The organism is Actinoplanes sp. TBRC 11911, from assembly GCF_012933445.1.
Classification (GTDB): Bacteria; Actinomycetota; Actinomycetes; order Mycobacteriales; family Micromonosporaceae; genus Actinoplanes.
This window is the reverse complement of the sequence record NZ_JABBNC010000006.1, coordinates 162,005-186,990: the sequence shown is the minus strand read 5'-3', so window position 1 is coordinate 186,990 and position 24,986 is coordinate 162,005. Positions and strand designations below refer to the sequence as shown.

General features: G+C 69.0%; 24 protein-coding genes. 9 read left to right on the top strand and 15 right to left on the bottom strand.

The window, feature by feature from the left end; all coding sequences use genetic code 11:
- Positions 1–97: 97 nt before the first annotated feature.
- Complete coding sequence (locus HH310_RS11705; protein WP_248293943.1) at positions 98–643, bottom strand: HD domain-containing protein; 546 nt, start codon at positions 641–643, stop codon at positions 98–100.
- 22 nt (positions 644–665) lie between these two features.
- Between HH310_RS11705 and HH310_RS11700 the strand changes: the two genes are divergently transcribed.
- Positions 666–1,292: a DUF1349 domain-containing protein gene (locus HH310_RS11700; protein WP_169175501.1), complete on the top strand. Its 627-nt coding sequence runs from the start codon at positions 666–668 to the stop codon at positions 1,290–1,292.
- 1,077 nt (positions 1,293–2,369) lie between these two features.
- Here the strand turns inward: HH310_RS11700 and araA are convergent.
- Genes araA through araB form a run of 3 tightly spaced genes read right to left on the bottom strand, consistent with a single transcriptional unit; the run spans position 2,370 to position 6,171 of the window.
- A complete protein-coding gene (gene araA / locus HH310_RS11695; RefSeq protein WP_169175500.1) occupies positions 2,370–3,860 on the bottom strand; it encodes an L-arabinose isomerase in 1,491 nt (496 codons plus the stop codon).
- Positions 3,857–4,543 carry an L-ribulose-5-phosphate 4-epimerase gene (locus HH310_RS11690; RefSeq protein WP_169175499.1) on the bottom strand — a complete coding sequence of 229 codons (687 nt, stop codon included), beginning with the start codon at positions 4,541–4,543 and terminating at the stop codon, positions 3,857–3,859. Before HH310_RS11690 ends, araA begins: the two co-directional genes overlap by 4 nt.
- A complete protein-coding gene (gene araB, locus HH310_RS11685; RefSeq protein ID WP_169175498.1) occupies positions 4,540–6,171 on the bottom strand; it encodes a ribulokinase in 1,632 nt (543 codons plus the stop codon). The genes HH310_RS11690 and araB overlap by 4 nt, the downstream gene beginning before the upstream one ends.
- Positions 6,172–6,324: 153 nt before the next feature.
- Between araB and HH310_RS11680 the strand changes: the two genes are divergently transcribed.
- Positions 6,325–7,458, top strand: a complete 1,134-nt coding sequence (locus HH310_RS11680) for an AI-2E family transporter (RefSeq protein ID WP_169175497.1) — start codon at positions 6,325–6,327, stop codon at positions 7,456–7,458.
- Here the strand turns inward: HH310_RS11680 and HH310_RS11675 are convergent.
- The gene (locus HH310_RS11675) at positions 7,409–8,518 is read right to left on the bottom strand and encodes an FAD-dependent monooxygenase (RefSeq protein WP_169175496.1); all 1,110 of its coding nucleotides are present in this window, start codon (positions 8,516–8,518) and stop codon (positions 7,409–7,411) included. The two genes, HH310_RS11680 and HH310_RS11675, sit on opposite strands and share 50 nt — an antisense overlap.
- A gap of 193 nt (positions 8,519–8,711) precedes the next feature.
- On the opposite strand from HH310_RS11675, the gene HH310_RS11670 reads away from it, so the two are divergent.
- A complete protein-coding gene (locus tag HH310_RS11670; protein ID WP_169175495.1) occupies positions 8,712–9,230 on the top strand; it encodes a snapalysin family zinc-dependent metalloprotease in 519 nt (172 codons plus the stop codon).
- Here HH310_RS11670 and HH310_RS11665 read toward each other — a convergent pair.
- From HH310_RS11665 to HH310_RS11645, 5 genes are all read right to left on the bottom strand, one after another.
- The gene (locus HH310_RS11665) at positions 9,223–11,028 is read right to left on the bottom strand and encodes an NB-ARC domain-containing protein (RefSeq protein WP_169175494.1); all 1,806 of its coding nucleotides are present in this window, start codon (positions 11,026–11,028) and stop codon (positions 9,223–9,225) included. The genes HH310_RS11670 and HH310_RS11665 overlap by 8 nt on opposite strands.
- 150 nt (positions 11,029–11,178) lie before the next feature.
- Positions 11,179–11,613, bottom strand: coding sequence for an SRPBCC family protein (locus HH310_RS11660; RefSeq protein ID WP_169175493.1), 435 nt, complete (start codon positions 11,611–11,613; stop codon positions 11,179–11,181).
- Positions 11,614–12,370: 757 nt separating this feature from the next.
- Positions 12,371–12,712, bottom strand: a complete 342-nt coding sequence (locus HH310_RS44775; protein WP_169175492.1) for an Imm51 family immunity protein — start codon at positions 12,710–12,712, stop codon at positions 12,371–12,373.
- Positions 12,705–13,262: a hypothetical protein gene (locus tag HH310_RS11650; RefSeq protein WP_248293940.1), complete on the bottom strand. Its 558-nt coding sequence runs from the start codon at positions 13,260–13,262 to the stop codon at positions 12,705–12,707. The genes HH310_RS44775 and HH310_RS11650 overlap by 8 nt, the downstream gene beginning before the upstream one ends.
- Before the next feature lie 33 nt (positions 13,263–13,295).
- The gene (locus tag HH310_RS11645; protein ID WP_312033977.1) at positions 13,296–14,225 is read right to left on the bottom strand and encodes an intradiol ring-cleavage dioxygenase; all 930 of its coding nucleotides are present in this window, start codon (positions 14,223–14,225) and stop codon (positions 13,296–13,298) included.
- 239 nt (positions 14,226–14,464) lie between these two features.
- Between HH310_RS11645 and HH310_RS11640 the strand changes: the two genes are divergently transcribed.
- The 6 genes from HH310_RS11640 to HH310_RS11615 all read left to right on the top strand — a co-directional run bounded on the left by HH310_RS11640 (position 14,465) and on the right by HH310_RS11615 (position 19,542).
- Complete coding sequence (locus tag HH310_RS11640) at positions 14,465–14,887, top strand: thioesterase family protein (RefSeq protein ID WP_169175491.1); 423 nt, start codon at positions 14,465–14,467, stop codon at positions 14,885–14,887.
- A gap of 114 nt (positions 14,888–15,001) precedes the next feature.
- Positions 15,002–15,775 carry an SDR family NAD(P)-dependent oxidoreductase gene (locus HH310_RS11635; protein WP_169175490.1) on the top strand — a complete coding sequence of 258 codons (774 nt, stop codon included), beginning with the start codon at positions 15,002–15,004 and terminating at the stop codon, positions 15,773–15,775.
- Positions 15,776–15,949: 174 nt separating this feature from the next.
- A complete protein-coding gene (locus HH310_RS11630; RefSeq protein ID WP_248293917.1) occupies positions 15,950–17,041 on the top strand; it encodes a serine hydrolase in 1,092 nt (363 codons plus the stop codon).
- A gap of 137 nt (positions 17,042–17,178) precedes the next feature.
- Positions 17,179–17,595 (top strand): hypothetical protein, encoded by a 417-nt coding sequence (locus HH310_RS11625; RefSeq protein WP_169175488.1) that lies wholly within the window; start codon positions 17,179–17,181, stop codon positions 17,593–17,595.
- A 138-nt stretch (positions 17,596–17,733) separates the two neighbouring features.
- On the top strand, positions 17,734–18,282 hold the full coding sequence (gene thpR / locus HH310_RS11620; RefSeq protein ID WP_169175487.1) for an RNA 2',3'-cyclic phosphodiesterase: 549 nt from the start codon (positions 17,734–17,736) through the stop codon (positions 18,280–18,282).
- Positions 18,283–18,318: 36 nt separating this feature from the next.
- Positions 18,319–19,542 (top strand): S8 family serine peptidase, encoded by a 1,224-nt coding sequence (locus HH310_RS11615; RefSeq protein WP_169175486.1) that lies wholly within the window; start codon positions 18,319–18,321, stop codon positions 19,540–19,542.
- A gap of 13 nt (positions 19,543–19,555) precedes the next feature.
- Here HH310_RS11615 and HH310_RS11610 read toward each other — a convergent pair whose 3' ends face one another.
- The 5 genes from HH310_RS11610 to HH310_RS11590 all read right to left on the bottom strand — a co-directional run bounded on the left by HH310_RS11610 (position 19,556) and on the right by HH310_RS11590 (position 24,940).
- A complete protein-coding gene (locus tag HH310_RS11610; RefSeq protein WP_312033976.1) occupies positions 19,556–20,959 on the bottom strand; it encodes an MFS transporter in 1,404 nt (467 codons plus the stop codon).
- Between the two features lie 169 nt (positions 20,960–21,128).
- Positions 21,129–21,953: an alpha/beta fold hydrolase gene (locus HH310_RS11605; RefSeq protein ID WP_169175485.1), complete on the bottom strand. Its 825-nt coding sequence runs from the start codon at positions 21,951–21,953 to the stop codon at positions 21,129–21,131.
- Between the two features lie 85 nt (positions 21,954–22,038).
- Positions 22,039–23,223: a YibE/F family protein gene (locus tag HH310_RS11600; RefSeq protein ID WP_312033974.1), complete on the bottom strand. Its 1,185-nt coding sequence runs from the start codon at positions 23,221–23,223 to the stop codon at positions 22,039–22,041.
- 85 nt (positions 23,224–23,308) lie between these two features.
- Complete coding sequence (locus HH310_RS11595; RefSeq protein ID WP_169175484.1) at positions 23,309–24,247, bottom strand: alpha/beta hydrolase; 939 nt, start codon at positions 24,245–24,247, stop codon at positions 23,309–23,311.
- 60 nt (positions 24,248–24,307) lie between these two features.
- On the bottom strand, positions 24,308–24,940 hold the full coding sequence (locus tag HH310_RS11590; RefSeq protein ID WP_169175483.1) for a TetR family transcriptional regulator: 633 nt from the start codon (positions 24,938–24,940) through the stop codon (positions 24,308–24,310).
- Positions 24,941–24,986: the final 46 nt, after the last annotated feature.

Below are 24,986 nucleotides of genomic sequence, written 5' to 3'. Positions count from 1 at the left end.
GAATCCGGATTCAACCCGTTCGCCCACCCGGGTGTCCGCCGAACCGGATATTCCAGCTTCACCATCAAGAGCCAGCGGCGGTACGGCCAGGGCGTGTCTATGCGACGGAATGGCTGTTCTGGTAGGCCAGGCGCGCGTCGGCCGAGTCAGCGATGCGGGTCAGCTCGTCGTCGAGGCCCAGGAACGCCTGCCAAGGCGGCACCGCCGACGCCTCGGCCACGCGTCCCACCAGCAACTGCTCCAAGTCGGCGACCCGTTTTGCCTTCCAGACCTTGTCGGCCACGCTCACCAGGATGTCGTCGGTGGTGATGCCGGGGGCGTGCCAGCTCCCGTGCGTCGCGGCGAACCGGGCCAACCGCGGCTCGACCCCGGCGGCCAGCAGCAGACGTTCGCCGGCCGGCTCATGCTCGGACCCGGGGGCCGACAGCTCCGACGGGTGCACCACCTTGCCGATGTCGTGGGTGGCGGCACCGAACAGCACCGCGGCACGGTCGAACTCCACCGCTGGATGCGTCGACCGCAGCCAGTCGGTCAGCGTGGCGGCCACGTCGTGGACGAGGGTGAGGTGTGCCCGCAGGCGTGCGGGAGCGTTCACGTCGAGCAACAGGGCGTCTACGGGCGATGGCAGCGGCAGCACGCGCATCAACCTAACTAGGCTGCGCCACATGCTGACGGAGATGAAGTGGCTCAACGAGCCGCAAGACTGGTCGGTCACCGACGGTGTGCTGCGCGCGGTAACGGGGGAGCGGACCGACTTCTGGCGGGAGACCTTCTACGGCTGGGTCACCGACAACGGCCACTTCTACCATCGGGCGGTCGAGGGCGACTTCACCGCCGAGGCGACCGTCGACGCCGCGCATGACACCCGCTTCGACCAGGCCGGAATGATGGTGCGCGGAGACGCACGCAACTGGCTCAAGGCCGGCCTCGAGGTGACCTCAGGCCAGGTCCAGGTAAGCACGGTCTACACCCGCGACTTCTCCGACCTTTCGGTCACTCCGGTCGCGCACAGCGGCTGGGCCGCTGGACAGGCGGGCTCGTCGCGCGGCCGCGCGACGCTTCCATTCCGTGAGACGGGCGACCGCTTGGTGAGACCCACGCCCGCATTATGGACCCACCGTCCGCGATGTGAGACCGGCGTCCATTGTAGAGAGTATGTTTGTCACGTAACGAGGCTTTCGCTCGGCGGGTTTTTCCGGCCGAGTGTGAACCTTGGAGAGTTATGGCTCGTATGTGGGCGCAACTCTCCAAGGTTCACAAAAATCCATCATGTGACCGCGGTGTCCACATAGCGGGACGCCCGGTCGCGAACGAATCGCCACAGAGCCTCAGCTCTGGCAACACCGCGCAACGGCCACACCGTGACCAGGTCACTCACCGCCTACCACCACGGTTAGGACTTACTCGTCAAGGCGATCGACTTGCGCCGAGCGGGGCTAAAAGCCGACGACCTGCGAGAGCTGAGGGATCAGCTTGCGCCCAGCGGGGCCTGAAAGCCGACAACGTGCGTGAGCCAGCCGATCACCTTGCGCCCAGCGGGCTGAAAGCAGCTACATGCGTGAGCTCGGCGATCAGCTTGCACCCCGTGGGGCGCTGGAGGCCGAGCGGGGACAGCTGGTCGGCCACCTTGCGGTAGGTGTGGGGGGTAGGGGCGATCAGCTTGCGCCGGGCTTGCCGCCGCGGGCGGCGTCCGCCTGGCCGGCGTGTCCGCCTGGCCGGCATGTCCGCTTGGCCGGCGTGCCGACCGGCCGAAGGCGGTGTAGTCCTTGAGCTGCCCGCCGGTCTGCATCACGGCGGACACCAGACCGAGCGCGACCGCCAGGCGAGGCCAGGGTGAGGAACCGCCGAGCCGGTGGCGAACGCCCAGGCCGGCCATGCAGCTATCGGTGGGTGACCCAACGCCCAGGCGTGACGTGCTGAGCGTGAGGCGGCACGGTTCGCTCGCTTGACCCGGCACCCAGATCTGCCCGCTGAAAGCGAAAGGCAAACGGCGACCACAGCGCGGCAGCCGGATCACTCAGCGCAAGGGGAGCCGGGAAGCCCAGCCGTGCAACCAGAGGCCAGTAAGCCAACGCCCAGCCGGCGCGTGACACCACGCGAGGTGGGGGGACGAGGGTGCCCCATCACGGCATAAAAGCGCTCCACCAAGCCGTGATGGGGCACCCTCGTCCCCCCACCGTCAAGCGCAAGAAAGCCCAACCCGCGGAGCGCAAGAAAGGCCCAACCCGCGGAGCGCAAGAAAGCCCAACCCGCGGAGCGCAAGAAAGCCCAACCCACAAAGCGCCAGAAAGGCGAAGCGCAAGAACAGTCCACAATAGACGGGGGAGAAGGGCGGCCCAGGGCCCGATCCAGGCCGCCCCACCCCTTCCTTACAGCGGACGCGCCAGCCGGTAATACGCCTGATTCCACCGCACCCGATCGGCGAAATCATGCGTAGTCGTCTGCGCGTCGATCAACAAGAGCTCGGTCTGCACCATCGTGGCGAAATCCCGGAGCGTCTCGGCGCCCACCGCCTGGGTCAGCACCGTGTGGTGCGGTCCGCCCGCGGTCAGCCAGCACTCGGCCGACGTGGACAGCGACGGCTGCGGCTTCCACACCGCCCGCGCCACCGGCAACGACGGCAGCGGCGAATCCGGCGCGGTCACCTCGATCTCGTTGGCCACCAGCCGGAACCGGTCGCCCAGGTCGGCCAGCCCGATCACCACGCCAGGACCGGGCGCCGCGTCGAACACCAGGCGCACCGGGTCCTCCCGGCCGCCGATCCCGAGCGGGTGGATCTCCGCCCGCGGCCGGGCCACCGCGATCGACGGGCACACCTCGAGCATGTGCGCCCCGAGGATCTTCTGCTCCCCAGGCCCGAAATGATACGTGTAATCCTCCATGAAGGACGTCCCACGCCCGGTGCCCGCACCCATCGCCTTGACGGTCGCCAGCAGCGCCGACGTCTTCCAGTCGCCCTCGCCACCGAACCCGTACCCGTCGGCCATCAGCCGCTGCACGGCTAATCCCGGCAACTGCCGCAACCCGCCCAGGTCCTCAAAATTCGTGGTAAACGCGCCGAAACCGCCAGAAGTCAGAAACGTTCGCAACCCGGCCTCGATCTGCGCCGCATAACGCAACGAATCGTGCCGATCCCCGCCCTTGGCCAGCGCCGGATCCAGTTCGTACACGTCCGCGTACTCCCCGACCAGCGCATCCACCTCGGACGGCGACACCGCGTCGACAACCGAAACCAGATCATTGACCCCGTACGTGTTGACCGAGACCCCGAAACGCAACTCCGCCTCGACCTTGTCGCCCTCGGTGACCGCCACGTCCCGCATGTTGTCGCCGAAGCGGGCCAGCCGCAGCGTGCGCATGTGCTGGAAGCCGGCCGCCGCCCGGATCCACGCGTCCACCCGCGACACCACCGACGGGTCGGACGCGTGCCCCGCCACCGTCTTGCGCGGCACTCCCAGCCGGGCCTGGATGAAGCCGAACTCGCGGTCGCCGTGCGCCGCCTGGTTCAGGTTCATGAAGTCCATGTCGATCGTGCCCCACGGCAGCGACCGGTTGTGCTGGGTGTGCAGGTGCAGCAGCGGCTTGCGCAGCGTGTCCAGCCCGCTGATCCACATCTTGGCGGGCGAGAACGTGTGCATCCACGCGATCACGCCGATGACCGACGGGTCGGCGTTGGCCTCCAGCATGGTCTGCCGGATCGCCCTGGAGTCGGTCAGCACCGGGCGCCCGACCAGCTCGGCGTGCAGCCCACCGGACACCAGCATCTGCTGGATCTCGGCGGACTGCGCGGCGACCTGGTCGAGCGTCTCCGGTCCGTACAAATGCTGACTGCCGGTCAGGAACCAGATCTGCGGCTTCACTTGGCGGGCTCCTGTCCGTAGACGTTCTGGTACCGGGCGTAGAGGGAGTCCACGTCCGGCTGTGCGATGGGAATGGGGGTGCCGATCTGCCGGGCGATGTGGACCGTGCGGGCGACGTCCTCGCACATCACCGCGGCCTTCACCGCGTCGCGGGCGGACTTGCCCACGGTGAACACGCCGTGGTTACGCATCAGCACCGCGGGGGAGCGGTGCGTGCGGAGCGTCTCGACGATGCCGCGACCGATCGAGTCGTCGCCGATCAGCGCGAACGGCCCGACCGGGATCTCACCACCGAACTCGTCGGCGATCATCGTGAGCACGCAGGGGATCGCCTCGCCGCGGGCGGCCCACGCCGTCGCGTACGTGGAATGGGTGTGCACCACACCGTTGACGGCAGGCATGTGCTGGTAGACGTACGCGTGCGCGGCGGTGTCCGACGAGGGGTTGTGCTCGCCGTCGACCAGCCGGCCGGAAAGATCGGTGACGACCATGCGATCGGCGGTGATCTCGTCGTAGGAGACCCCGGACGGCTTGATGACCAGCAGGTCGGCGCCCGGCACGCGGGCCGAGACGTTGCCCGCGGTCCACACCACGAGCTGGTTGCGGGGCAGCTCCGCGTGTAACGCGGCGACCTGGCGGCGCAGGTGCGCGATCGTGTCGCGTACCGCGTCGGTGACGATCATGAGGAGACCTTTCGCTGGATGGCTCGCAGCGTGCGCATAACCTTGTTGCCGCCCCGGCCGAAGTAGTCGTGCAGCGTGGAGTACTCGGCGTAGAGCTCGTCGTAGACCGCGGCGGCGGCCGGATCGGGCTGGTAGACGTCGCGCTCGACGCGTCCCATGGCGGCGGCCGCGACACGGACGTCGGGGTAGGCGCCGGCCGCGGCGGCCGCGTGGATGGCCGAGCCGAGCGCCGGGCCCTGTTCCGAGCCGATCAGCGACAGCGGCATGTTCAGCACGTCCGCGTAGATCTGCATGAGCAGCCGGTTCTTGAGCAGGCCGCCGGCCGCGATGAACTCCCGCACCGGCACGCCGGCCTCGGTGAACGTCTCGACGATCTTGCGGGTGCCGAAGGCGGTGGCCTCGATCAGCGCGCGGTAGATGTCCTCCGGCTTGGTCGCCAGGGTCTCGCCGATGAGCAGGCCGGACAGCTCGTGGTCGACCAGCACCGAGCGGTTGCCGCTGTGCCAGTCCAGCGCGATGAGTCCGTGTTCTCCCGGTTTCTGCCGCGCCGCCAGCTCGGTGAGGCGCTCATGCGAATATTCAGGCGCCAAATATTTCACGAAATGTCCGAAAATGTCACCGACGCCGGACTGGCCCGCCTCGTACCCGTACAGGCCGGCGACGATCCCGCCGTCGACCACCCCGCACATGCCCGGCACCTCGAGGATCTCCGCGGAATTCATCACGTGACACGTCGACGTACCCATGATCGCGACCATCTGACCCGGGTCGAGCGCCGCGGCCGCCGCGCTGGTCACGTGCGCGTCCACGTTGCCCACCGCGACCGCGATGCCCTCCGGCAGCCCGGTCCACTCGGCGGCCTGCTTGGTCAGCGTCCCCGCGGCCGCGCCCAGCTCACCGATCGGCTGGTCGAGCTTGGACGCCACGAAATCCTCGAAGGCCGGGTTCAGCGCGGCGAGGAACTCTCGCGACGGGTACTCGCCGTCCTGCCGGATGCCCTTGTAACCCGCCGTGCAGGCATTGCGGACATAATCCCCGGTCAGCTGCCAGATGATCCAGTCGGCGGCCTCGACCCAGCGGTCCATTGCCGCGTACGCCTCGGGGTCCTCCTCGAGAAGCTGCAGCCCCTTCGCGAACTCCCACTCCGAGGAGATGAACCCGCCGTACCGCGGCAGCCACGCCTCGCCCCGTTCAGCGGCCAGCGAGTTGATCCGGTCGGCCTGCCGCTGGGCCGCGTGGTGTTTCCAGAGCTTCACGTACGCGTGCGGGCGGTTCTCCCACCCGGCCACCTCGTTGAGCGGCGTGCCGTCGGCCAGCGCCGGGATCATCGTGCAGGCGGTGAAGTCGGTGCCGATCCCGATGACCTGCGCCGCGTCGACGCCGGCCGCCGCGATCGCCTGGGGCACCGCGGTACGCAGCACGTCGACGTAGTCGCCGGGCACCTGTAACGCCCAGTCGTGGCCGAGCGGCGTGCCGTCCGGCAGGGCCTCGGTGAGCACCGCGTGCGGGTAGTCGTGCACCGCGGAGCCGAGCTCCGCGCCGTCGGACACCCGGACGACGACCGCACGGCCGGAGAGGGTGCCGAAATCGACACCCACCACGTACGCCGCGGACGGATCAACGGACATGGGGGATTACCTCCGCATCGAGGGTTCGCACCGGGGAGGCTTAAGTGTTATCGCTAACATTCACAGTGTCAACGGTGCGTATTTCCGCGATGTTAGCGATCACAACGATGCGGCCATACGTTTGCCGAGGTCGGCGCCGGGTAACCGGGCGGAATGCCGAGCGTGAGCAACCGGACCGTCGCCCGGTACTCCTTGGTGGTCATCGGGCTGGTGATCGCCACGCTGCTGGTGCTCACCCTGGCCTACGAGACCCGCCGCGTCCTCACCTGGATCATCATCGCGATCTTCTTCGCGGTCGCCCTGCACCCGGTGGTCTCCTGGCTCGAACGCCGGGCCCGCTGGATCAAACGGTGGCTCGCCACGCTGCTGGTCTACCTGCTCGCCGTGATCTTCATCGGCGGGCTGGTCACGCTCTTCGTGATCCCGCTGGTGCGCGAGGCCGGCCAGCTCGCCGACGACGTGCCGCGCTACATCGACGACATCCGGGCCGGGCGTGGACCGGTCGGCAGCCTCGCCGAGCGCTTCCACGTCGTGCAGTACATCCAGAGCCACTCGGACCAGCTCCGCGGCTACCTCACCGGGCTCGGCGCCCCGACGATCAGCGCGCTGCGCACCGCCGCCACCGGGGTCGCCGGGCTGGTCACCATCTTCGTGCTGTCCTACCTGATGGTGGTCGAGGCACCCCGGGTCATCCGCGGCGTCCTGTCGCTGTTCAACGAGGAGCACGCCAAGCGGATCAGCCGGGTCGCGTCGGACTGCGGCCGCACCATCACCGGCTACATCAGCGGCAACCTGCTCATCAGCGTCATCGCCGGACTTCTCGCGTACGCCGTACTGGCCCTGCTGCACGTGCCGTTCGCCGGCCTGATCGCCCTGTTCGTCGGGATCGCCGACCTGATACCGCTGGTCGGCGCGACCCTCGGCGCCGTCGTCGCGGTGCTGGCCGGCTTCGCTCAGTCGCTGACCGCGGGCATCGTGCTGATCGTGTTCTTCGTCGTCTACCAGCAGCTGGAGAACCACCTGCTGCAGCCGATCATCTTCGCCCGGACCGTGCAGCTCAACCCGCTGACCGTGCTGCTGGCGATCCTGATCGCGGTGGAGGTGGCCGGGCTGCTGGGCGCGCTGCTGGCGATCCCGGCGGCGGGCATCCTGCAGATCATCGCGCGCGACATCTGGGACACCCGCCGGGGCCGTCTGAAAGCCGAGCCCACGGTGGGCCCGGCGGAGGAACCCGCGACTACGTCAGCTTCTCCCGAAGAGGACCGTACGCCGCGCGGTACGCCTTAGGGCCCACCTCCGGCATGGTGCGCTCGCGGACCTCGATGGGCAGCGACGCGGCCGCCGAGAACTGGTCGGTCGCCAGCTGCACGTGGTCGACCCGCTTGCGCCGCCGCCGCTCGTAGCGCTGCCCGGCACTGTCCCAGTCGCCGCGGGCCAGCGTGTCCGCCATCACGACGGCGTCCTCCACCGCGAGCGCCCCGCCCTGCGCCCACATCGGAGAGGTGGCGTGCGCGGCGTCACCGATCAGCGCGACCCGCCCGCGCGTCCACTCGTTGATCCGGATCTCCTCGATCGGCGAGTGGTGCAGCGCCTCCGGGTGATTTCGCGCGTACGCCACGACGGCGCGCACCGGCTCGGGAAAGCTCCCGAACGTGCGCTCCAACCACTCCGGCGTGGCCTCGAAGCCGGCGCCCCCGGTCGCCGACGCGAACACGTACACCTCGCCGCGGTCCAGCGGAATGAGCAGGAACGACCCCTCGCCGGTCCAGCCCACATAGCTGTCGACGCCCGGGTTGGGGGCGATCCACCGGAAGGCCGCGGCGCTGAGCACCGCGAAACGCGCCTCATGCTCGCCGAAGACGGACTGGCGGACGGCCGACCGCACGCCGTCGGCACCGATCACGAAGCCGTGCCGCTCCACGTGCCCGTCGTCGAACGTGGCCTCGGCGCCGCCGTCGACCGGCCGCACCGACACCACCGCGGAGGAGCGCCGGTTGTCCTCGTGCTTGTCGTCGAGCAGATCCAGCAGCTCGGAGCGGCGCAACACGCGCGGCTGCGCCAGCGGACCCCAGAACGCGTCCTCGTCGACCTCGAACAGCAACCGGCCGCTGCCCGACCGATATTCGCGGCGGTGCACGGCCTCACCCAGCCGCTCCAGCCGGTTCCGCAGCCCCAGTTCGGCAAACGCCATGATCGCATTGCCCGGTAACATGATCGACAGACCGCCCGAGGCGGCGTCGGCCATGCGCTCGGAGACGAACGTGCGGATGCCGCGTTGCCGCAGCGCCCGCGCGACCGCCAGCCCGGCGATGCCGCCTCCGGCCACCAGCACTGAATCGTCGGTCATTGGTGCCTCTCCTCCTGTTTTGCGCATCGAACCGTAAAGGACGTGTACGTCGCGCGCACCGGTTCCGCGTTGTGTCATCCATTACGTTGCGCACGTCATCGCGTACGGGAGATTGGGTCTTCGATATATAGATTGTGATCTATCGAATGGCTAGCGTCGGAAGTCCCTTTCCTTCACCCCCAGGAGGGTTTCGATGCTCCGCAGACGGTTGGCGGCCCTACTCGGCGCCGTAGCGGTCATGCTCGCCCTGACCGCCACGCCGGCCTCGGCCGCGCCACGCATCCTCTATTACGACGCGAGCCAGGCCCAAGAGTTCCGCGCGGTGGTCGACCAGGGCGCGCAGATTTGGAACAGCCGGGCGACCAACGTGCGGCTGATGCCGGTCACCGCCGGGCGCACCCCCAACGTCCGGGTGTACGCGGACAACGGCTGGCCGCGTACCTACACGACGTCGCTCGGCAACGGCCGCTGGTACATGGGCCGGGAAGCGGTGGACGACGGGTACTTCCAGCCGCGCATCGCCGCGCACGAGTTCGGGCACATTCTCGGGTTGCCGGACCGGCGTACGGGATTGTGCGGGGATCTGATGTCCGGCAGCAGCGCGCCGGTGTCCTGCACGAACGCGAACCCGAACAGTGCCGAGGTCGCGCAGGTGAACGCGAACTTCCGGACCGCGGCGGTCGTTCCGGCCCGCACCTACGTCTTCAGGTGAGCCGGAACGCGTAGCTGCCCCGCTCGGCCACCACCAGCAGGCTGTCGTCGTCGAACCACCGACAGTCGCGAATGGAGGAGTCGATGCGCATCATGGTCAGCGGCCGGCCGGTGCGCGGGTTCCAGACCTTGATGGTGCCGGTCGCGGTGCCGGCGGCGAGCATGCCCTTCGCCGCCGTCATCGCGGTGACCGGGCCCTCGCACCGCAGGCGATGCAGAAGCCGGCCACTCTCCGGGTCCCAGATGCGGACCAGGCCGTCATCGCTCCCGACCGCCAGCCAATGGGGGTCGGGGGTGACGGCGGTGACCTCGGCCGCGACGCTCAGCCGGCGCAGCAGCTTCCCGGTCTCGCAGTCCCAGATGGCGGCGGTGCCGTCGGCGCCGCCGCTCACCATCCAGGAGCCGTCCGGGGAGACCGTGGCGGCCCGGACCTCGCCCTGCTCGTCGGTGACCCACGCTGTTTCCGGCGCGCGGGGTGGCGGGCCTTCCGGCACCGGGCGGTTGACCAGCCACGCGTGCTCGTTCTTCGCGGGCGGTTCGCCGAGGCGGCTCGCGATGATCGCGCCGAGCGCGTCCGGCGGATCGGTCGGCGCCAGCAGGCGGCTGTCCCGGTGCAGGATCTCCGCCAGCCGGTCGGCCTTTTTCAACCCTTGCCCGTACGCGAGGTCCGCCGCCACCGCCGCGGTGCCGTGCCGTTGCAGCCGCTGCACGACGCGGCCCGGGTCGGTGAGCGAATCCGCCAGCTCGTCCGGGCGGTCGGCGGCGGCCATGTGTTCGGCCAGGTGCGCGACCAGGTAGTCGTTGTGCCGGTGGTCGGTGGCGTCCAGCAGGCGGCGGTGTCGCATGACCCGTTCGCCAGGGTTCCCGGTGCGCAGCAGGTGGTCGCGGATCACCTGGTGGAGGCGGATCGTGCCGGGTCGTCCGCGTTGCACCAGGGCCAGGTCGGCGAGGGCCTCGCAGATCCGGGCGACCTCGCCGAAACGGCCGCCCCACAAGGGATGCAGCACCTCGAGGGGGATCTCCACATCCGGGCCGAAGATGTCCAGGTAGGCGAACCGGTCGCGATAGTCCGGCGGGAGCAGGGCCAGCCCCGCATCGAGCCGCTGTTGGCCGGCGTGCAGGGCGTTCTCGGGTGCGGCGCCGTGCCGGACCGCGCGCATGGCGGCCCGGTTGGCCAGGTGGAGCATCAGGGCCCAGCCGGTTTGCGGGGTGAGGTCGCCCGGCAGATCGCGCAGCAGTAAGGCCTTGGCCTCGTGCTCGGTCATCGGTCCGACCTCGATGCCGCGTGGGGTGTCGTGGCGGGTGATGAGGAGGCGGTTCCCGGCCGGGAACGTGCCGGCGTGCGTGCTGCCGGCGTCGTCGACGATCAGGAGGATGGGCTCGCGGGCGGTGTCGAGCAGGGCGCCGAGCTGGTCGCGTGCCTGATCGGGGTCGGTGCTGGTGGGTCTGGTGCCGGTGAGGCGCTCGATAAGTCCGTTGACGCGGCTGGCAAGTTCCGGCCCCGCGACGTGCTCACCGAGAGTGACCCAGAGCAGGCCGCCGGGAAAGCGTTCCCGCGTCTCCGGCCGATGGCACAGCCAGGTGGCGAGAGTGGTCTTGCCGTAGCCGCCGGCGCCGTGCAGAACGACGGCGCCGTTGTCGGCCGCGGCGGCTGTGCTTCCGTCGTGGATGACGGCGGCCCGCAGGCGTTCGGACAGGGCGGGACGTGCCACGAGGCCGGGCGGACGAGGTGGTGCCATCCACGGCCGGAGCAGCGGCCTGCCGACGGTTGTGCGCGGCGAGCGCCAATCCACCGCCATGGGTTGACACGCTATCCCTTCCCGGCCCCGCAGGCACGCTTCCGGCTCTTCCCCGCTGGCGCCCGGCGGTCGGCCCGGGGCCCTTACCCCGCATCCAGCGGTCGGCCCAACGGCCCTCAGCCCCGCATCCGGCGGTCAGCTTGGCATTCCTCAGGCCCGCATCCGGCGGGTCAGCTCCGCGGCACGCTCCTGCTGCACCTTCCGGGCCTGCCCGTTGGCGAAGCCACGTAACAAAATGGGCGCGGTGAGCTCAATGATCTCGGTGACCTGAGTTCCGTGGCGCGCCGGCCGGAGGTCGACCGTCGCGACCAGCCGGACCCGTCCCGGGCTGCTCACATCACTGACCACTCGTACATCAGGCGTGCCACGCATCTCGACCCGGATGTTGTTGTCCCACCGAAACGGCCCGAAGCCGAACCGCTCCACCGCGACGTAACGCACCGCATCCGCCACCTGCTCCACCTCACGCACGGTTACGACTAACGGTGACAGACCGACGTAGCTCTGCGGTTCGATCAGATGGGCGTACACACGGGAGGGAAGCGCATCCACGACAAAGGAGTGACTGAAGCGATCGGTAGGCATTCGACGATCGTGAATGTCAGCGGTCGCCCAGTCCAGAGTTTTCCTCCCCGGGCACCCGATCCGCGCCTCAAGCCGCCTGATCCAACCCCTCATTTCCCGGTACGCCCGCGCTCCGCCCCCGACCGCCAGGAGCGACGCCCGGGTGCAGCCGCCGGCGGGGTGGGGCTCGTCAGCCGTGCGTCCGCGCGGAGGTGGACGACTTTTCGACAACTGTTCGCAGCGGTGAGTTCGCCGCCGAAGATGTGGCCGAGGCGGAGGCGCTCGTCATGACCTTGAGCGGTGCGGAGTCGGATCGATCTTCCAAACCTTCACTGACTCGTGGTGATTTTCGAGGTCAACGGTCGAGCAGTCCTCGACCGTCGTCCGCAGCCGGCATCGGCCGCCGAGGTGACCGACGAGCCGCACATGCCTCCAGGTCGACGCGAGCCTCGTCCCGCCTATCCCACTATGTGGCGATCCCGGCCACATCCTGGGCATTCTGGAGACCTTGGAGAGTTGCGCCCACATGCGAGCCCGAAGTCTCCAAGGTCTACAAAACGTCGGGGAAAGCGGCCGAACAAAGGGCGTGAAAGCGGAGATAAAGGTGCTCCACTGTGGATGCATATCTCACACTTCGGACGCGCTGCCACGATGTGGTCGCCGGTCCCGTACAGCGGACACGGATCCCACATTATGGCCTCGTAGGGCGCCGCTTGCAGAAAGCCGATCAGCGAAGAGGCCTCGAACGCGAAAGATCGCTAGTCACGACCAGCGCCAGTCAGTCGAGTTCGGCTTCGGTGACGAGTCGCGCGAGCAACGAACGGTCATGGAATGCGGCGTGCAGGCGCTCGGCGAGTTGGCGTAGTGCTGCCGGGTCGGAGCTTCCGGCGACAAAGGTGTCGCCCTCGGAACCGAACCAGATCAGCTCGGCGTTGTCGGGCATTTCGGTTTCGAGCAGCCAGCTGGCGAAGCTTTCCCATCCGTGCCCGTTGCTTTCCGCGTCGCGGTCTTCAAAGACGTCCGCGACCTCTTCCATGTCGCCGTCGAAGAGCCAGAGCTGCTGTGATCCGTCCTCAAGGGTGTGGATGCGAAACGGAGCCAGCGAGAGATCGTCAGTCACCCGGGACAGGGTAGGGCTCGCGCGACGACATAGGCAGCCCCTCGGGCAAGCGTCCCTGAGTTGGGGTGGGGAAATCGGCATTCAAGAGATCAGCTGCCTCCTCGAGAACGGCCGCGAACTCGTCCGGCGGGATCCTGGCAACGAAGACCTTCCCCAAGTCGTCGGGGAAGGGGTGCGATGCCCGCCAATACCCGAAGACGATCACTAGATTGTCACCGTCCATGTAGACGTAGGTCGTCACGTTGTCAACGGTCTCGCCCCAGTGCATCAGCCAAAACTGCTCCCGGAGGTCTGTCTCGTCGTCCGCGTCGAGCAGTCGGAAGATCTCCTCTGGCGAATGGTCCGGGTAAGGGCACGGACTGACGTCACGGCGGCGCACCTGGGCTGCTGTGGACCGTAGGAAATTCATGAAGGTGGGAAGGAAGACCGTGTTGTCGTCTGTGGTGAGCCATTTGCCGCTGGCCCATAGGTCGACGGTGCGCAGGCTGGGCGGCGTGATCTCGCCGATCTCGATGCAGAATCTGGCTCGGTCACCGAATCGTCGCGTCATCAGCTCATCAAGGTAGCAGTTCACGGCGTTGGTTCATCGTCCCGGGCCGCCGCTGGGTGGGGTGCCGTTCGGGGCCTGGCCCGGGCCGCCGCCGGAGAGCTGGCCGCCGGTCGGCGTCGTCGTGGTGTCGACGCCGACGACGAGTGAGACCGTGTAGCCGCCGGCGACGTCGCCGGTGACGATCGCGAGCTGCTTGGCGGCCTCGTCGTCGCTGAACACGTTGTCGCTGTCCAGGCTGACGCGTGCGAGGTTGCTGACGGACGCCTCGTAACCGCTCTGGGCGTACACCTTCTCGCAGATCTCCTTCGGCAGCGCGAGCTGCGACGTCGCGATGGCCTTCGCGGAGTCGGTGATGGCAGCCTGGTCCGGATAGACCTCGAAGTGGACGTGCGGCCACCGTCCGCTGTAGCACGCCGGGAAGACACTGGTGAACGTCACCCTGCCGGTGCTGTCGGCGATCTGCACCCCACGCAGGTAGTTCTCGCCGGTGACGCCGTCGGAGTAGAGCGAATACCGCCCGGCCCGGTCGCAGTGCCAGACGTAGACCGCGACACCCGTGAAGGGCCGGCCGCCGTTAGCGAGGTCGTTGATGGTGAGATCTAGCGTCATCGGTACGCCCTCGGCGGTACCGGTGGCCCCGCCGAAGCTGGACCGGATGTCCCGGCGGACGATGCCGCTCTGCTCGAGCACGTCCGGCCCGTTCGACCCGTCCCCGGGGTAGGGCCCGGCGGTCTCACCCGGAATCTCCCCGGACGCCGCCGTCGCTGCGGGCGACGGTGACGATGAGGTCGTGTCCTCGGAGCAGGCCGCCAGCCCGAGTGTCGCCCCGCCGAGCCCGATCGCGCGGAACAGCGTCCGCCGTCCCATGAGGGTCCCCAGATCAAAGGACAGCCCCTGATCGACAACCTCGTCGTGCGGCCGGGGCAGTCGTCGCCCCTCAAATGTCCGGTCGTGGTCGGTCACGAGATTCCTCCGGTGGTTTCCGCCGTGATGGAGCACCACCAGGCAAGCATCGAGAGCTGTGACAGCGATGTGTTTGCGCTATGCCTCGCCCTGCGAGAGAAGCCGAGAGAAGCCGAGAGAAGCCGAGAGAAGCCGGAAGAGGCCGAAAGAGGCCCCCAGCCGATGATCGCAGCCGACACCCGCTGAAACGGCCGGAACCGGCAGGCGGCTCCGGATAAGCCCGTGGAAAACTCGAGGGCATGGGGGAACCGTTCAGCGTCGAGATGCGCGTGCGCGGCTACGAAACCGACGCGCAGGGACATCTCAATACCGCCGTCTATCTGCAGTACGCCGAGCACGCCCGCTGGGAGATCCTGCGCGTGGCCGGCATCCGCCAGGCGGATCTGATCGCCGACGGGATCGGGCCGGTGAACCTCGAGACGACCATCCGGTTCCGCAAGGAGCTGCGCGCCGGCGACGCCGTGCTGGTGAGTTGCGCGTTCGTGTGGGGCACGGGCAAGACGTTCCAGGTGGAGCAGCAGTTCACGACGCCCGAAGGCGAACTGGTCGCGGAGGTGACGGGGGTGGGCGGCCTGATGGATCTGACGGCCAGGCGGCTCGTCGCCGAGCCGGGCGAGCGGTTCCGCGTATTGGCCGCCGACCCCGGCCTGCTCGGCCTCTGACCTATCGAGCGGGCCGCGCTCTCGGGTGCCCGAAGGTGGGCCACTAGCCTCAACCAGGGGCGCGGCCATCGAGGCACGGCCGCGCATCTTTGGCGCCACGACGGGAGTCCTTCGATGGATCTTCGATTACGAGGTAAGACCGCGCTTGTCACCGGCGCGAGCCGGGGGATCGGGCTGGCGGTGACCAGCGCGCTGGTGGACGAAGGCGTCCAGGTGGTGGCCGCGTCGCGGAGCACGGACGGTGAGCTGAAGTCGTTACCGGTCGACGCCGTCGCGGTCGACCTGAGCACCGCCGACGCGCCGGGGCGGCTGGTCAACGATGTGGTGGCGCGGACCGGCGGTATCGACATCCTGGTGAACAACGTCGGTTTTGTCCGGCCCCGGCCGGCCGGGTTCCTGTCCGTGACCGACGACGACTGGCTGAATACGCTGAATCTCGACCTGATGTCCGCGGTGCGCGCGACGCGGGCGGCGTTGCCGTCGCTGATCGAGCGGGCGGGTGCGATCGTCACGGTCTGCTCGGTGAACGCGACGCTGCCGGACCCGCTGGTGATCGACTACAGCGCGGCCAAGGCGGCGTGCCTGAACTTCTTCAAGTCGCTCTCGAAGGAGGTCGGCGCGCACGGCGTACGGGTGAACACGGTCAGCCCGGGTCCGGTGGCGACCGATCTCTGGCTCGGCAAGGGCGGGGTCGCGGAGACCGTCGGCGGTGCGTCCGGGGCCGATCCGGGCGAGGTCGCGGCGAACGCGGCCAAGTCCATGGTCACCGGCCGGTTCACCAAGCCCGAGGAGGTGGCCGATCTCGTCGTGTTCCTGGCCAGTGACCGGGTCGGCAACCTGACCGGGGCCAACATCATCATCGACGGTGGCCTGACCGAGTCGCTCTGATCGCCGACCCGCGGCGCTTCCCTGGCTGCCGACCCTGAACCCGCCGGGCGCAACCGGCGTGAAGAGGGCAACGGCAGTCAAGGGGAGCGAGGGATGGCGATGACGGTCACGGCGGGAATCGCTGTACGGACCGGGCGCAGGCCCGGGTGCTGGGCACGGCAAGGGGACCTCATCATGCGGCGCCCCTTCAACGAGTGGACGTTCACCCACATGAATCGGCTCATGCCCGCGGCGCCGGTCGGGAGCGGCGGCTTTCATATGCCGCTGGGCGAACGGCCCGTCGACCTGGCGCCGGTGTCGTATTCGATCGGGGAACGGACGTACGGGATCCGGGAATTTCACCGCCGGACATTTACTACCGCATTTGTGGTGTTGCGCGACGGCGTGATAGTGCATGAGGCGTACCAGGGAAGATTTTCTGGGGTCGATGCGCGAATGCAATTGTTCTCGGTCTCCAAGTCGATCCTTTCGTTGCTGGTCGGAATTGCCGTCGAACAACGGGCGATCGGCAGCGTCGACGATCCGGTGTCGCGTTATCGGGCGGACTTCCGCGGCACCGCCTACGAGCGGACCACCATCGCCGAACTGCTCGACATGACCAGCGGCGTCGGCGACCTCGAAACGTGGGACGAGCAGGACAGCGGCATCAAACGATTCGAGCGCGCGATCGCCGGCGGCGGGGACGTCACCGAAGTGGTCCGCCGGGCGCCCCGCAGCGCGCTTCCCGGCGTCCGATTCAATTACTCCACGTTCGACAGTCAGGTGCTCGGCTGGGTGCTCGAGGCGGCCACCGGCAAATTCCTTCCCGCGTACGCCTCGGAGCAGCTCTGGAGTCGCCTCGGCGCGGAGAACGACGCCTATTACTGGCTCACCCGCAAGCGTCCGCGCACCGCGATCGGGGGCGGGTCCTTCAATGCGACCGCGCGCGACCTGGCCCGGATCGGGCAGCTCATGGTCGCCGACGGGCGGGTTGCGGGCGAGCAGGTCGTGCCCCGCGAATGGGTGCGCCGCAGCCGGACACCGCGCATTCCGGCGGGCATGCTCGGGCCCAGCGGATATCCGCACTACGGCTACGCGAATCACTGGTGGACCCTGGACGACGGCGCCTTCACCGCGGTCGGAGTGCACGGGCAATACCTGTACGTCGATCCGGCGGCGAATGTCGTCATCGTCAAATGCAGCGCGTGGCCCACTCAGGACGATGAGGCACGCGATGCGGAAACCATTGCGGGCCTCCGAGAGGTCGTCCGTTACCTGCGCGGGTGACCCTTGGGTGACCGAAAGGATGACCGCCGGAGAGTAGTCCCAACCCGATCAGGCGACGATTTGCCGGATTCGTGAACAGCGGGGTCATTTGCCTGATTTTCTCCTCTCGCAAGAAGCAAACATCGAGAGGAAAAGTCATGAACCGCGTTACTCGTCTGCTCGCCCTGGCCGGTGTTGGTGTCGGCGTTGCTGCCAGTGTCGCTGTCGGCACCGCCCCGGCGCAGGCCGCCGACGCTTCGGGCACCGGCTCCACGACGGTCCAGGCCAAGGCGAACTGGCGCCACGACGACTACCGGCTGGAGGACACCTACCGCTCGCTGGGCCGGTGCCTGCGCGAAGGCCGCGAGGGCGAAATCGACGACGACTGGGACGACTTCGCCTGCTTCCCCGTCCGCTACGGCTTCCGCCACGGCGTGTGGGCGCTCGTCGTCTCCGACGACGACGACTGCGACTGGAGCGACTACCGCGACAACCGGTTCTTCACCGGCAGCCGCGGCTACTACGGCGACCGGGGCCTCCGTGGTCTGCGCGGCTTCGACCGCTTCGACGACTGACGTCCCACCGAGAGCGATCAGCACGTCCCGCTGAGAGCGATCAGCACGTTTCACTGAGAGCTATCAGCACGTTCGAGTGAGAGCCGAGGCCACCCTCCGTCCGGGGGGTGGCCTTGACTCTGGGGTGAGACTCACGGCATGCGGCTGTTCATCGCGGTTTACCCGCCCGCCGAGGCGGCTGACGACCTCGCGCACCTCGTCTCGCGTCTGCACGTCAGCACTCCCGACGTCAACACCCGCCTGGCCCGCCGCGACACCTGGCACGTCACGCTGGCGTTTCTCGGCGAAGTGCCGGACGAGCGGGCCGGTGACGCCGCCACCGCGGTCACCGAGACCGCCCGCGACGTCGCGGCTCCGGAACTCCGGATCGCCGGGGGAGGGCGCTTCGGGCGCGGCCGCTTCACGATTCTCTGGGCCGGTGTGCGGGGCGATCTCGACCCGCTCGCGACGCGGATCCGGCGGGAGCTGAAGCGCTCGCACGTCGCGTACGACCGCAAGCCCTTCCGGCCGCACCTGACGATCGCCCGCCCGGGGGATCGCCTGGATCGCGGCCCGGTCGACGAGGATCGCGCCACGCTGGCCGGCTATCAAGGTCCGGCCTGGACGGTGGACACGATCGAGCTGGTACGCAGCCATTTAGGGCCGAAGCCGACGTACGAGCGGATCCACAGTGCCCGGTTGTCATGAGTGGCGTACCTCACGCGAGATGCTCCGAATTACCGCGTGGCTATCGCGTTCCTGCGGCGTTCGATTATTCCGTCCAAGGAGGACGCCGCAGTGGAACTCTCCCGCGAGGTGGGCACCGGCATCGCCCGTGCTCTCACGGTTACCGCGTCCTACACGCCGCTGCAGGTCGCCGGCGCCTACCATTTTCCGACGAGCTACAGCGGCGCCGGGTATTCGCTGGGCATCGTCGAGCTCGGGGGCGCGGTCAACGACGCCGACCTCGAGCAGTACTTCGGACGGCTCGGGCTGCCCGTGCCGGTCGTCGAAGCCATCTCGGTGAACGGGGCGCCGATCGAATCCACCGGGCCGGGCGGCGCCGACACCGAGGTCATGATCGACATCGAGATCTCGGCGACGCTCGCGCCCGAGGCGAAGGTAAACGTCTATTTCGGTGAGAACAGCGAAGACGGGTTCTATCGGGCGATCGCGGCGGCCGGTGGGGTGAACCCGGAGACGTTCGAGGACGAGGGTCATCGCAACACGGTGGTCAGCATCAGCTGGGGCCAGCCGGAGAACCTGTGGAACCCCGACACGATGGACCAGTTCAACACGCTGCTCCACGTCCTGCGGGCCAAGGGCGTGACGGTCTTCACCTCGTCGGGCGATCGGGGCGCGCAGGACAACGGCGGCGACGGCCTGCTGCACACCGACTTCCCCTCGTCCAGCCCGCACGTCATCTCCTGCGGCGGTACCGAGTTGCTCCTCGACGCGTACGGGGATAGGGCATCGGAAGTCGCCTGGGACATCGACGACACGAAGTCGGCCTCGGGCGGCGGGATCTCGGCTCATTTCTCTGGTCGTCAGGTGCCGGACATCAGCGGCAACGCCAGCTCGGCCACCGGCTATCAGATTCTCACCGGTGGGGAGGACCATGTGCTCGGTGGCACCAGTGCGGTGGCGCCGCTGATGGCGGGGCTGGCCCTGGAGTTGAGTGAGGCGCTCGGCCGGCCGCTGGGACAGGTGACCGACCTGAGCAACTTCTTCCTGACCAACCTCGGCGTGCTGTACGACGTCACGTCCGGCGACAACGGTGGGTTCCGCGCCGGTCCGGGCCGGGACAACGTCACCGGGCTGGGCGTCCCGGACGGCGCGCGAATGCTGGAGGTGTTGCTGTCCGGCCGGCAGCTCCCGGCGCCGATCCCGCTGCCGGCTGTCGGGGCGGCGGGCGCCGGCGGCGGGATTCCGCTGCCGGTTCGAGGCGGGATGAATCAGCACTCCTGAACCCGGCGGCGGCTCAGATCTCGGCCGGCGAGAGGTCGGGCAGGACCTCCGGCTGCCGGGGCCTGTCCGGCTTCCGCACGGCCGGCACCAGCAGGGCCAGCACGAGAGCCGCCGCCCCGGCGACCGCCGTGATCACGAACGATTCCGTGTAGCCGGACTCGGCGGGCAGGCCGCCGGCCGCCGGATGTGCGGCGATCACCGCACCCACCACCGCCGTACCGATCGAGGCTCCGATGGTCCTGATGTTGGTGTTCATGCCGCTCGCCACGCCGGTCTGATGCCGCGGCACGCTCTGCACGATGAGGTTGATGATGGAGGAGTAGACCAGGCCGAGCCCGATGCCGAACACCGCGCCCTCGACGGCGACCGTCCACTCGGCGTCGTGGCGCACCGCGATCGCCAGGCTGGCGACCGTGTTCAGCCCGGCGCCGACGAGCAGTTGCGCCTTTGCGCTCACCCAACGGGTGAGCGGGCCGGACACCGACCCGAACACGGCCATCGCGCCCAGCAGCGGAACCATCAGCAGGCCGGCCTTGGTGACCGAGGCGCCGAAGCCGTAGCCGGACGCGCGCGGCGTCTGGGTGAACTGCGGCAGGAAGGTGAAGATCCCGTACATCGCGGCGCCGAAGAGCAGGGCGACCAGGTTCGTGGTCCAGACCGCGGGCAGGCGCATCATGCGCATGTCGATCAGCGGGTTCGAGGACCGCAGCTCGGCGAATGTCCAGGCCAGAAAAAGCACCAGGGCCGCGGCGAACAGGGCGAGGGTTTTCGCCGCGGTCCAGCCCCACGCGACGCCCTCGCTCAGCGGCAGCAGCAAAGCGACCAGCCAACCGGAGAGCAGGACCCCGGACAGCCAGTTGATCCGGGCGTGGGTACGCCGCGCCGGCGCCGGGATCAGCCGCCAGGTGAAGACGCCGATGATGACGGCCGCGGCCATCGGGATCCAGAACAGATAGCGCCAGTCGAGTGCGGTGACGATCGGCCCGGCCAGGACCACGCCGAGGCCGGTGGCGGCGGCGATGACCGCGGCCATGACGCCGACCGCGGAGGGGACCCGCTCGGCGGGGAACTCGTCGCGGATGATGCCGAACGCGATCGGGAACACCGCGCCGCCGAAACCTTGCAGGACACGAGCCACGATGAGAATCGCGACGCTGGGCGCGAGCGCGGCGAGAAGGCAGCCGCCCGCGATCGCCGCGAGGGCGATCAGCAGCATGCGGTCCTTGCCGATCTCGTCGCCGATGCGGCCCATGATGGGCGTGGCCACCGACGACGACAGCAGCCAGGCGGTCAGCACCCAGGTGACCGTGGTGGCGCTCGTATGCAGATCGTGCTGGATGGTCGGCAGCACCGGGGTGACCAGCGACAGCATCAGGGAAAACACGACCGATGCCGCCGCCACCACGACAAAGGTCACCCGCGGCGACGTCCGTCGGGGCCGCGTCTGTTCCGTTGAAACCACTTTTGCCCCCTCGACACGCGTTCTCCAGGGGCCCGAAGCTAGTCCCGAAATAAATACTTCGGCAAGGATCGGGGGCGTAACTGACGCCACGTTGCCAAAGCGTTTACTTCGGGACTAGGCTGCGTCAGCGGCGGAAGAACTCCAGCAGGTCCGCGTTGATCAGCTCCGGGTGCGTCTGGGGCATGCCGTGGGAGAGACCCGGATACGTCTTGAGCGTGCCGTTGCGGAGCAGCTTCGCCGTGCGGGGCGCCGACGTGGCGTACGGGACGATCTGGTCGTCATCGCCGTGCGCGACCAGCACCGGCACGGTGATCTTCTGCAGGTCCTCGGTGAAGTCGGTCTGCGACCAGGCCACGATGCTGTCGTGTTGGGCCTTGATGCCGCCCATCATGACCTGGCGCCAGGTGCTGCGGATCAACGCCTCGGACTTCTCGGCGCCCGGGCGGTTGAAGTTGTACAAGGGTCCGGTCGCGTTGTCCAGCAGCACCTGGCCGCGGTTGGCGGCGAAGCGTCGCTGGGTCTCGTCGAGGATGGCCTTGGGCAGCCCGTCGGGATTGGCTTCGGTCCGCACGATCAGCGGCAGCGCCCCGGCGAGGATCGCGGCCTTGGCGACCCGCGACTCCCCGTGGCGAGCCAGGTATCGGACGACCTCGCCGGCGCCGGCCGAGTGCCCGACGTGGAGAACGTCGCGCAGGTCGAGGTGGCCGATCAGCGCGGCCAGGTCGTCCGCGTAGTGATCCATGTCGTGCCCGTCGGCGACCTGCGCCGAGCGTCCGTGCCCGCGCCGGTCGTGGGCGACGATCCGGTACCCGTGCTCCACGAAGAACATCGCCTGAGCGTCCAGGTCGTCGGACGTCACCGGCCATCCGTGGCTCAGGACGACCGGCTGCCCGGTTCCCCAGTCCTTGTAGAAAATTTCCGTTCCGTCCCCGGTGGTGATGGTCGGCACTACGGTCCTCCCTTGTCAGAGTGTCGACGACCTTCCGGAGACGCACACCGGCCGGGCGGATTCAGATGCCGCGCTGCCAAATGGATCACTCGGCAGCGGTCCAGGCGCCACGGCGAGGCACCGGCTGCGGCTGCGGGGTCGCGCGGCGTGCGGCGACCGCGGCGGCCAGCGCCGTCGTGATCGGGACCGCCGTGATCAGGCCGATCGTGCCGACCGCGCTGCGGACCAGTTCCTGGGCGACGAGTTCGCCGGTCAGGAGCTGGCTCACCGGCGTCCCGCCCGAGGCGAACAACAGCATCAGGGGGAGGGAGGCACCGGCGTACGCGAGAACGATGGTGTTGATGACCGAGGCGATGTGCGCCCGCCCGATGCGGGTGGCCGAGCCGTAGAGCTGGCGGAAACCGTAGCCCGGGTTGGCGGCGGCGAGCTCGGTGACGGTCGCGGACTGGGTGACCGTGACGTCGTCGAGGACGCCGAGCGAGCCGATCACGATGCCGGCCAGCAGCAGGCCGCGCATGTTGACGTCGCCCTGGGTGATGGTCAGATAGCTGGAGGTGTCGTCGGCGACGCCGGAGAGGTGCGCGACCGCGGTGGCGATCGCCGACAGCGCCGCGGTCACCGTCAGGCTGACCAGCGTGCCCGCCACCGCGACAGTGGTCGTCGGATTGAAGCCGTGCGTCAGATACAGGACGGTCAGCATGATCGCGGCGGCGCCCACCACGGCGACGGCCACCGGCGATCTGCCGTCCAGGATCGCCGGGACCATGAAGATCAGCAGCACCGCGAACGTGACGACCAGGCCGGCCAGCGCGGTCAGGCCACGCCAGCGCCCGAACGCGATCACCGCCAGCACGAAGACGACGGCCAGCAGCCAGAGCGGCTTCGACCGCTGGTAGTCCACGATCGAATACCCGGTGGGGCCGCCGGGGGAGTCCTGCAGCAGGTACAGCACCACGTTGTCGCCGGGGGACGGGCGTACGGCGCCGGGTCCCGAAGGGATGTCCGTGGTGACCTGGTGGCCGGAGTCCAGCCGCACCGCGACCGACCCGCACGGACCCTGGCGGCCGCGCGGGCAGGTCTGCTCGGAGACCGCGACCACCCGGCCGAGCGACCGTGGCGGACCGTCGTCGGGGGTGGCCTTGGGCGTGTGGTGCGGCCAGAGCGCGACCATGCCGGCCAGGGTCAGCAGCGCGGCCGGGATCAGCAGGAGCAGTGTCACCCGCCGGTGCGTGGCCGGGCGACGCGCGGCGTGGTGATGGTGTCCGGTCACCGCGCCAATCTAGAGGCTCAGTCTTTGATCACCGCGGCGGCCGCGTCGCGGATCAGATTGGCCACCGCGTGGGGCTGGGATCGCATCAGTGGAGTGTCTCGTACAGGAAACGGCCGCCCTGGGCGGTGGCCGCGCGTGCCGCATGCGTGTCGCGTAACGCGTCGATCGTCACGAAGTCGTGGATGATCCCGCCGTAACGCACGGCGGTCACGGCCACCCCGGCACTGCGCAATTTCCCCGCGTACGCCTCCCCCTCGTCCCGCAACACGTCGGCCTCACCCACGATCAGCAACGTGGGCGGCAGACCGGCCAGCTGATCGATCGTGGCCCGCAGCGGCGACGCCGTGAACTCCAACCGGGTCGACGGCGCCGGCGCGTACTGGTCCCAATACCACTGCATGGCGTCGCGGCGAAGCCAGTGCCCGGTCGCGAACTGCTGATACGACTGTGTGCCGAAGGTCGCGTCGGTGACCGGGTAGTAGAGCAACTGCCCGGCGAGCGGCGGCCCGGACCGCTGACACGCCAGCAACGCCAGCGCCGTGGCCAGGTTGCCGCCGGACGAGTCGCCGGCCACCGCGATCCGCGAGCCGTCCAGGCCGTGCTCGCCGCCGTGTGCCGCCACCCAGTTCAGCGCGGCCAGGCACTGCCTTAGCGCGACCGGGTAGCGGGCCTCGGGGGCCAGCGCGTACTCGACGAAGACGGCCGCGGCGCCCGCCCTCGTGGCGAGCTCGCGGACCAGCCGGTCGTAGGTGAGGGCGTTACCCACCACCCAGCCGCCGCCGTGCAGGTAGAACACCACCGGCAGGTCGCCGTCGAGCCCGGCCGGGCGCACGATCCGGATCCGCACGTCCGCCAGCGCCACCTCCTCGATCGACGCGGCCGGCCGGGGCACGTCGCCGGACTGCAGCGCCTCGAAGTGCTTGCGGCTCTGCTCGATCGGCGTCTCGTACACGTACGGCGGTTTCGCCGTGCGGCGGACGAAGTCCGCGGCGGCCGGTTCCAGCACGGGCTTGGGGTGCGTCATGTAGCCATCCTGGCCGCGGGACGGGGCGGATGGCTTGAGTCTTTTGACGTTGTTTGCCGGTTACTTGAGCCCCTTCGCGGTTGCGCCGATGAGCCGCTCCAGCAGGGGGGCGAAGTCGTCCGGGAGATGGCCCAGCGCCGGCTCCTCGCGGTAGATCTCGGCCAGCGTCGGATCCGGGTGGCACACCTGCCACAGCGTGCCGGCGAGCGCGTTGGTGGCGGACATCAGATCGGCCGCGGCCGCCGCGTCCAGCGCCGGGACCGCCGCGTCGATGGCGGCGACGATCCGCCGCAGGGCCGCGTTGCCGGTCCGCTTGAACGACCGCACGATCTCGCGTGGCAGGTCGTGTTCGAGGTGCAGCGGCACGTTGCCGAGCAGGTCGCAGAACAGGGGATCGGCGACCAGCGTCGCCACCATGATCTTCGCGAGCCCGTCGGTGTCGGTCCGGGTCAGCGCGGCTTCGAGGCGGTCCGCCCAGGCCGTCCACCCTTGGCCCGCCAGCCGCAGCAGCACCTCGTTGCGGGAGTGGAAGTAGCGCAGCACCGCCGAGTGGGTCAGCCCCGCCTCCTCGGCCATCGCGGCCAGCGTGACCCGGTGCACGCCGTCGCGGGCCGCCACGCGCCGGGCTCCCTCGATGAGCGCCTCGGTCCGCTCGCGCTTGCGTTCCGGGCTGCGCGCCCGCTGGTATGCCATCTCACAACCGTAGCGAACATCTTGTCCGCTAACGTGGGTAACGAAC

Excerpts from the sequence above, each read along its gene's own strand:
- HH310_RS11705 (WP_248293943.1), bottom strand. The coding sequence starts at position 643 with ATGCGCGTGCTGCCGCTGCCATCGCCCGTAGACGCCCTGTTGCTCGAC.
- HH310_RS11700 (WP_169175501.1), top strand. The coding sequence starts at position 666 with ATGCTGACGGAGATGAAGTGGCTCAACGAGCCGCAAGACTGGTCGGTC.
- HH310_RS11690 (WP_169175499.1), bottom strand. The coding sequence starts at position 4,543 with ATGATCGTCACCGACGCGGTACGCGACACGATCGCGCACCTGCGCCGC.
- araB (WP_169175498.1), bottom strand. The coding sequence starts at position 6,171 with ATGTCCGTTGATCCGTCCGCGGCGTACGTGGTGGGTGTCGATTTCGGC.
- HH310_RS11680 (WP_169175497.1), top strand. The coding sequence starts at position 6,325 with ATGCCGAGCGTGAGCAACCGGACCGTCGCCCGGTACTCCTTGGTGGTC.
- HH310_RS11675 (WP_169175496.1), bottom strand. The coding sequence starts at position 8,518 with ATGACCGACGATTCAGTGCTGGTGGCCGGAGGCGGCATCGCCGGGCTG.
- HH310_RS11670 (WP_169175495.1), top strand. The coding sequence starts at position 8,712 with ATGCTCCGCAGACGGTTGGCGGCCCTACTCGGCGCCGTAGCGGTCATG.
- HH310_RS11665 (WP_169175494.1), bottom strand. The coding sequence starts at position 11,028 with ATGGCGGTGGATTGGCGCTCGCCGCGCACAACCGTCGGCAGGCCGCTG.
- HH310_RS11660 (WP_169175493.1), bottom strand. The coding sequence starts at position 11,613 with ATGCCTACCGATCGCTTCAGTCACTCCTTTGTCGTGGATGCGCTTCCC.
- HH310_RS11650 (WP_248293940.1), bottom strand. The coding sequence starts at position 13,262 with ATGACGCGACGATTCGGTGACCGAGCCAGATTCTGCATCGAGATCGGC.
- HH310_RS11640 (WP_169175491.1), top strand. The coding sequence starts at position 14,465 with ATGGGGGAACCGTTCAGCGTCGAGATGCGCGTGCGCGGCTACGAAACC.
- HH310_RS11635 (WP_169175490.1), top strand. The coding sequence starts at position 15,002 with ATGGATCTTCGATTACGAGGTAAGACCGCGCTTGTCACCGGCGCGAGC.
- HH310_RS11630 (WP_248293917.1), top strand. The coding sequence starts at position 15,950 with ATGCGGCGCCCCTTCAACGAGTGGACGTTCACCCACATGAATCGGCTC.
- HH310_RS11625 (WP_169175488.1), top strand. The coding sequence starts at position 17,179 with ATGAACCGCGTTACTCGTCTGCTCGCCCTGGCCGGTGTTGGTGTCGGC.
- thpR (WP_169175487.1), top strand. The coding sequence starts at position 17,734 with ATGCGGCTGTTCATCGCGGTTTACCCGCCCGCCGAGGCGGCTGACGAC.
- HH310_RS11595 (WP_169175484.1), bottom strand. The coding sequence starts at position 24,247 with ATGACGCACCCCAAGCCCGTGCTGGAACCGGCCGCCGCGGACTTCGTC.
- HH310_RS11590 (WP_169175483.1), bottom strand. The coding sequence starts at position 24,940 with ATGGCATACCAGCGGGCGCGCAGCCCGGAACGCAAGCGCGAGCGGACC.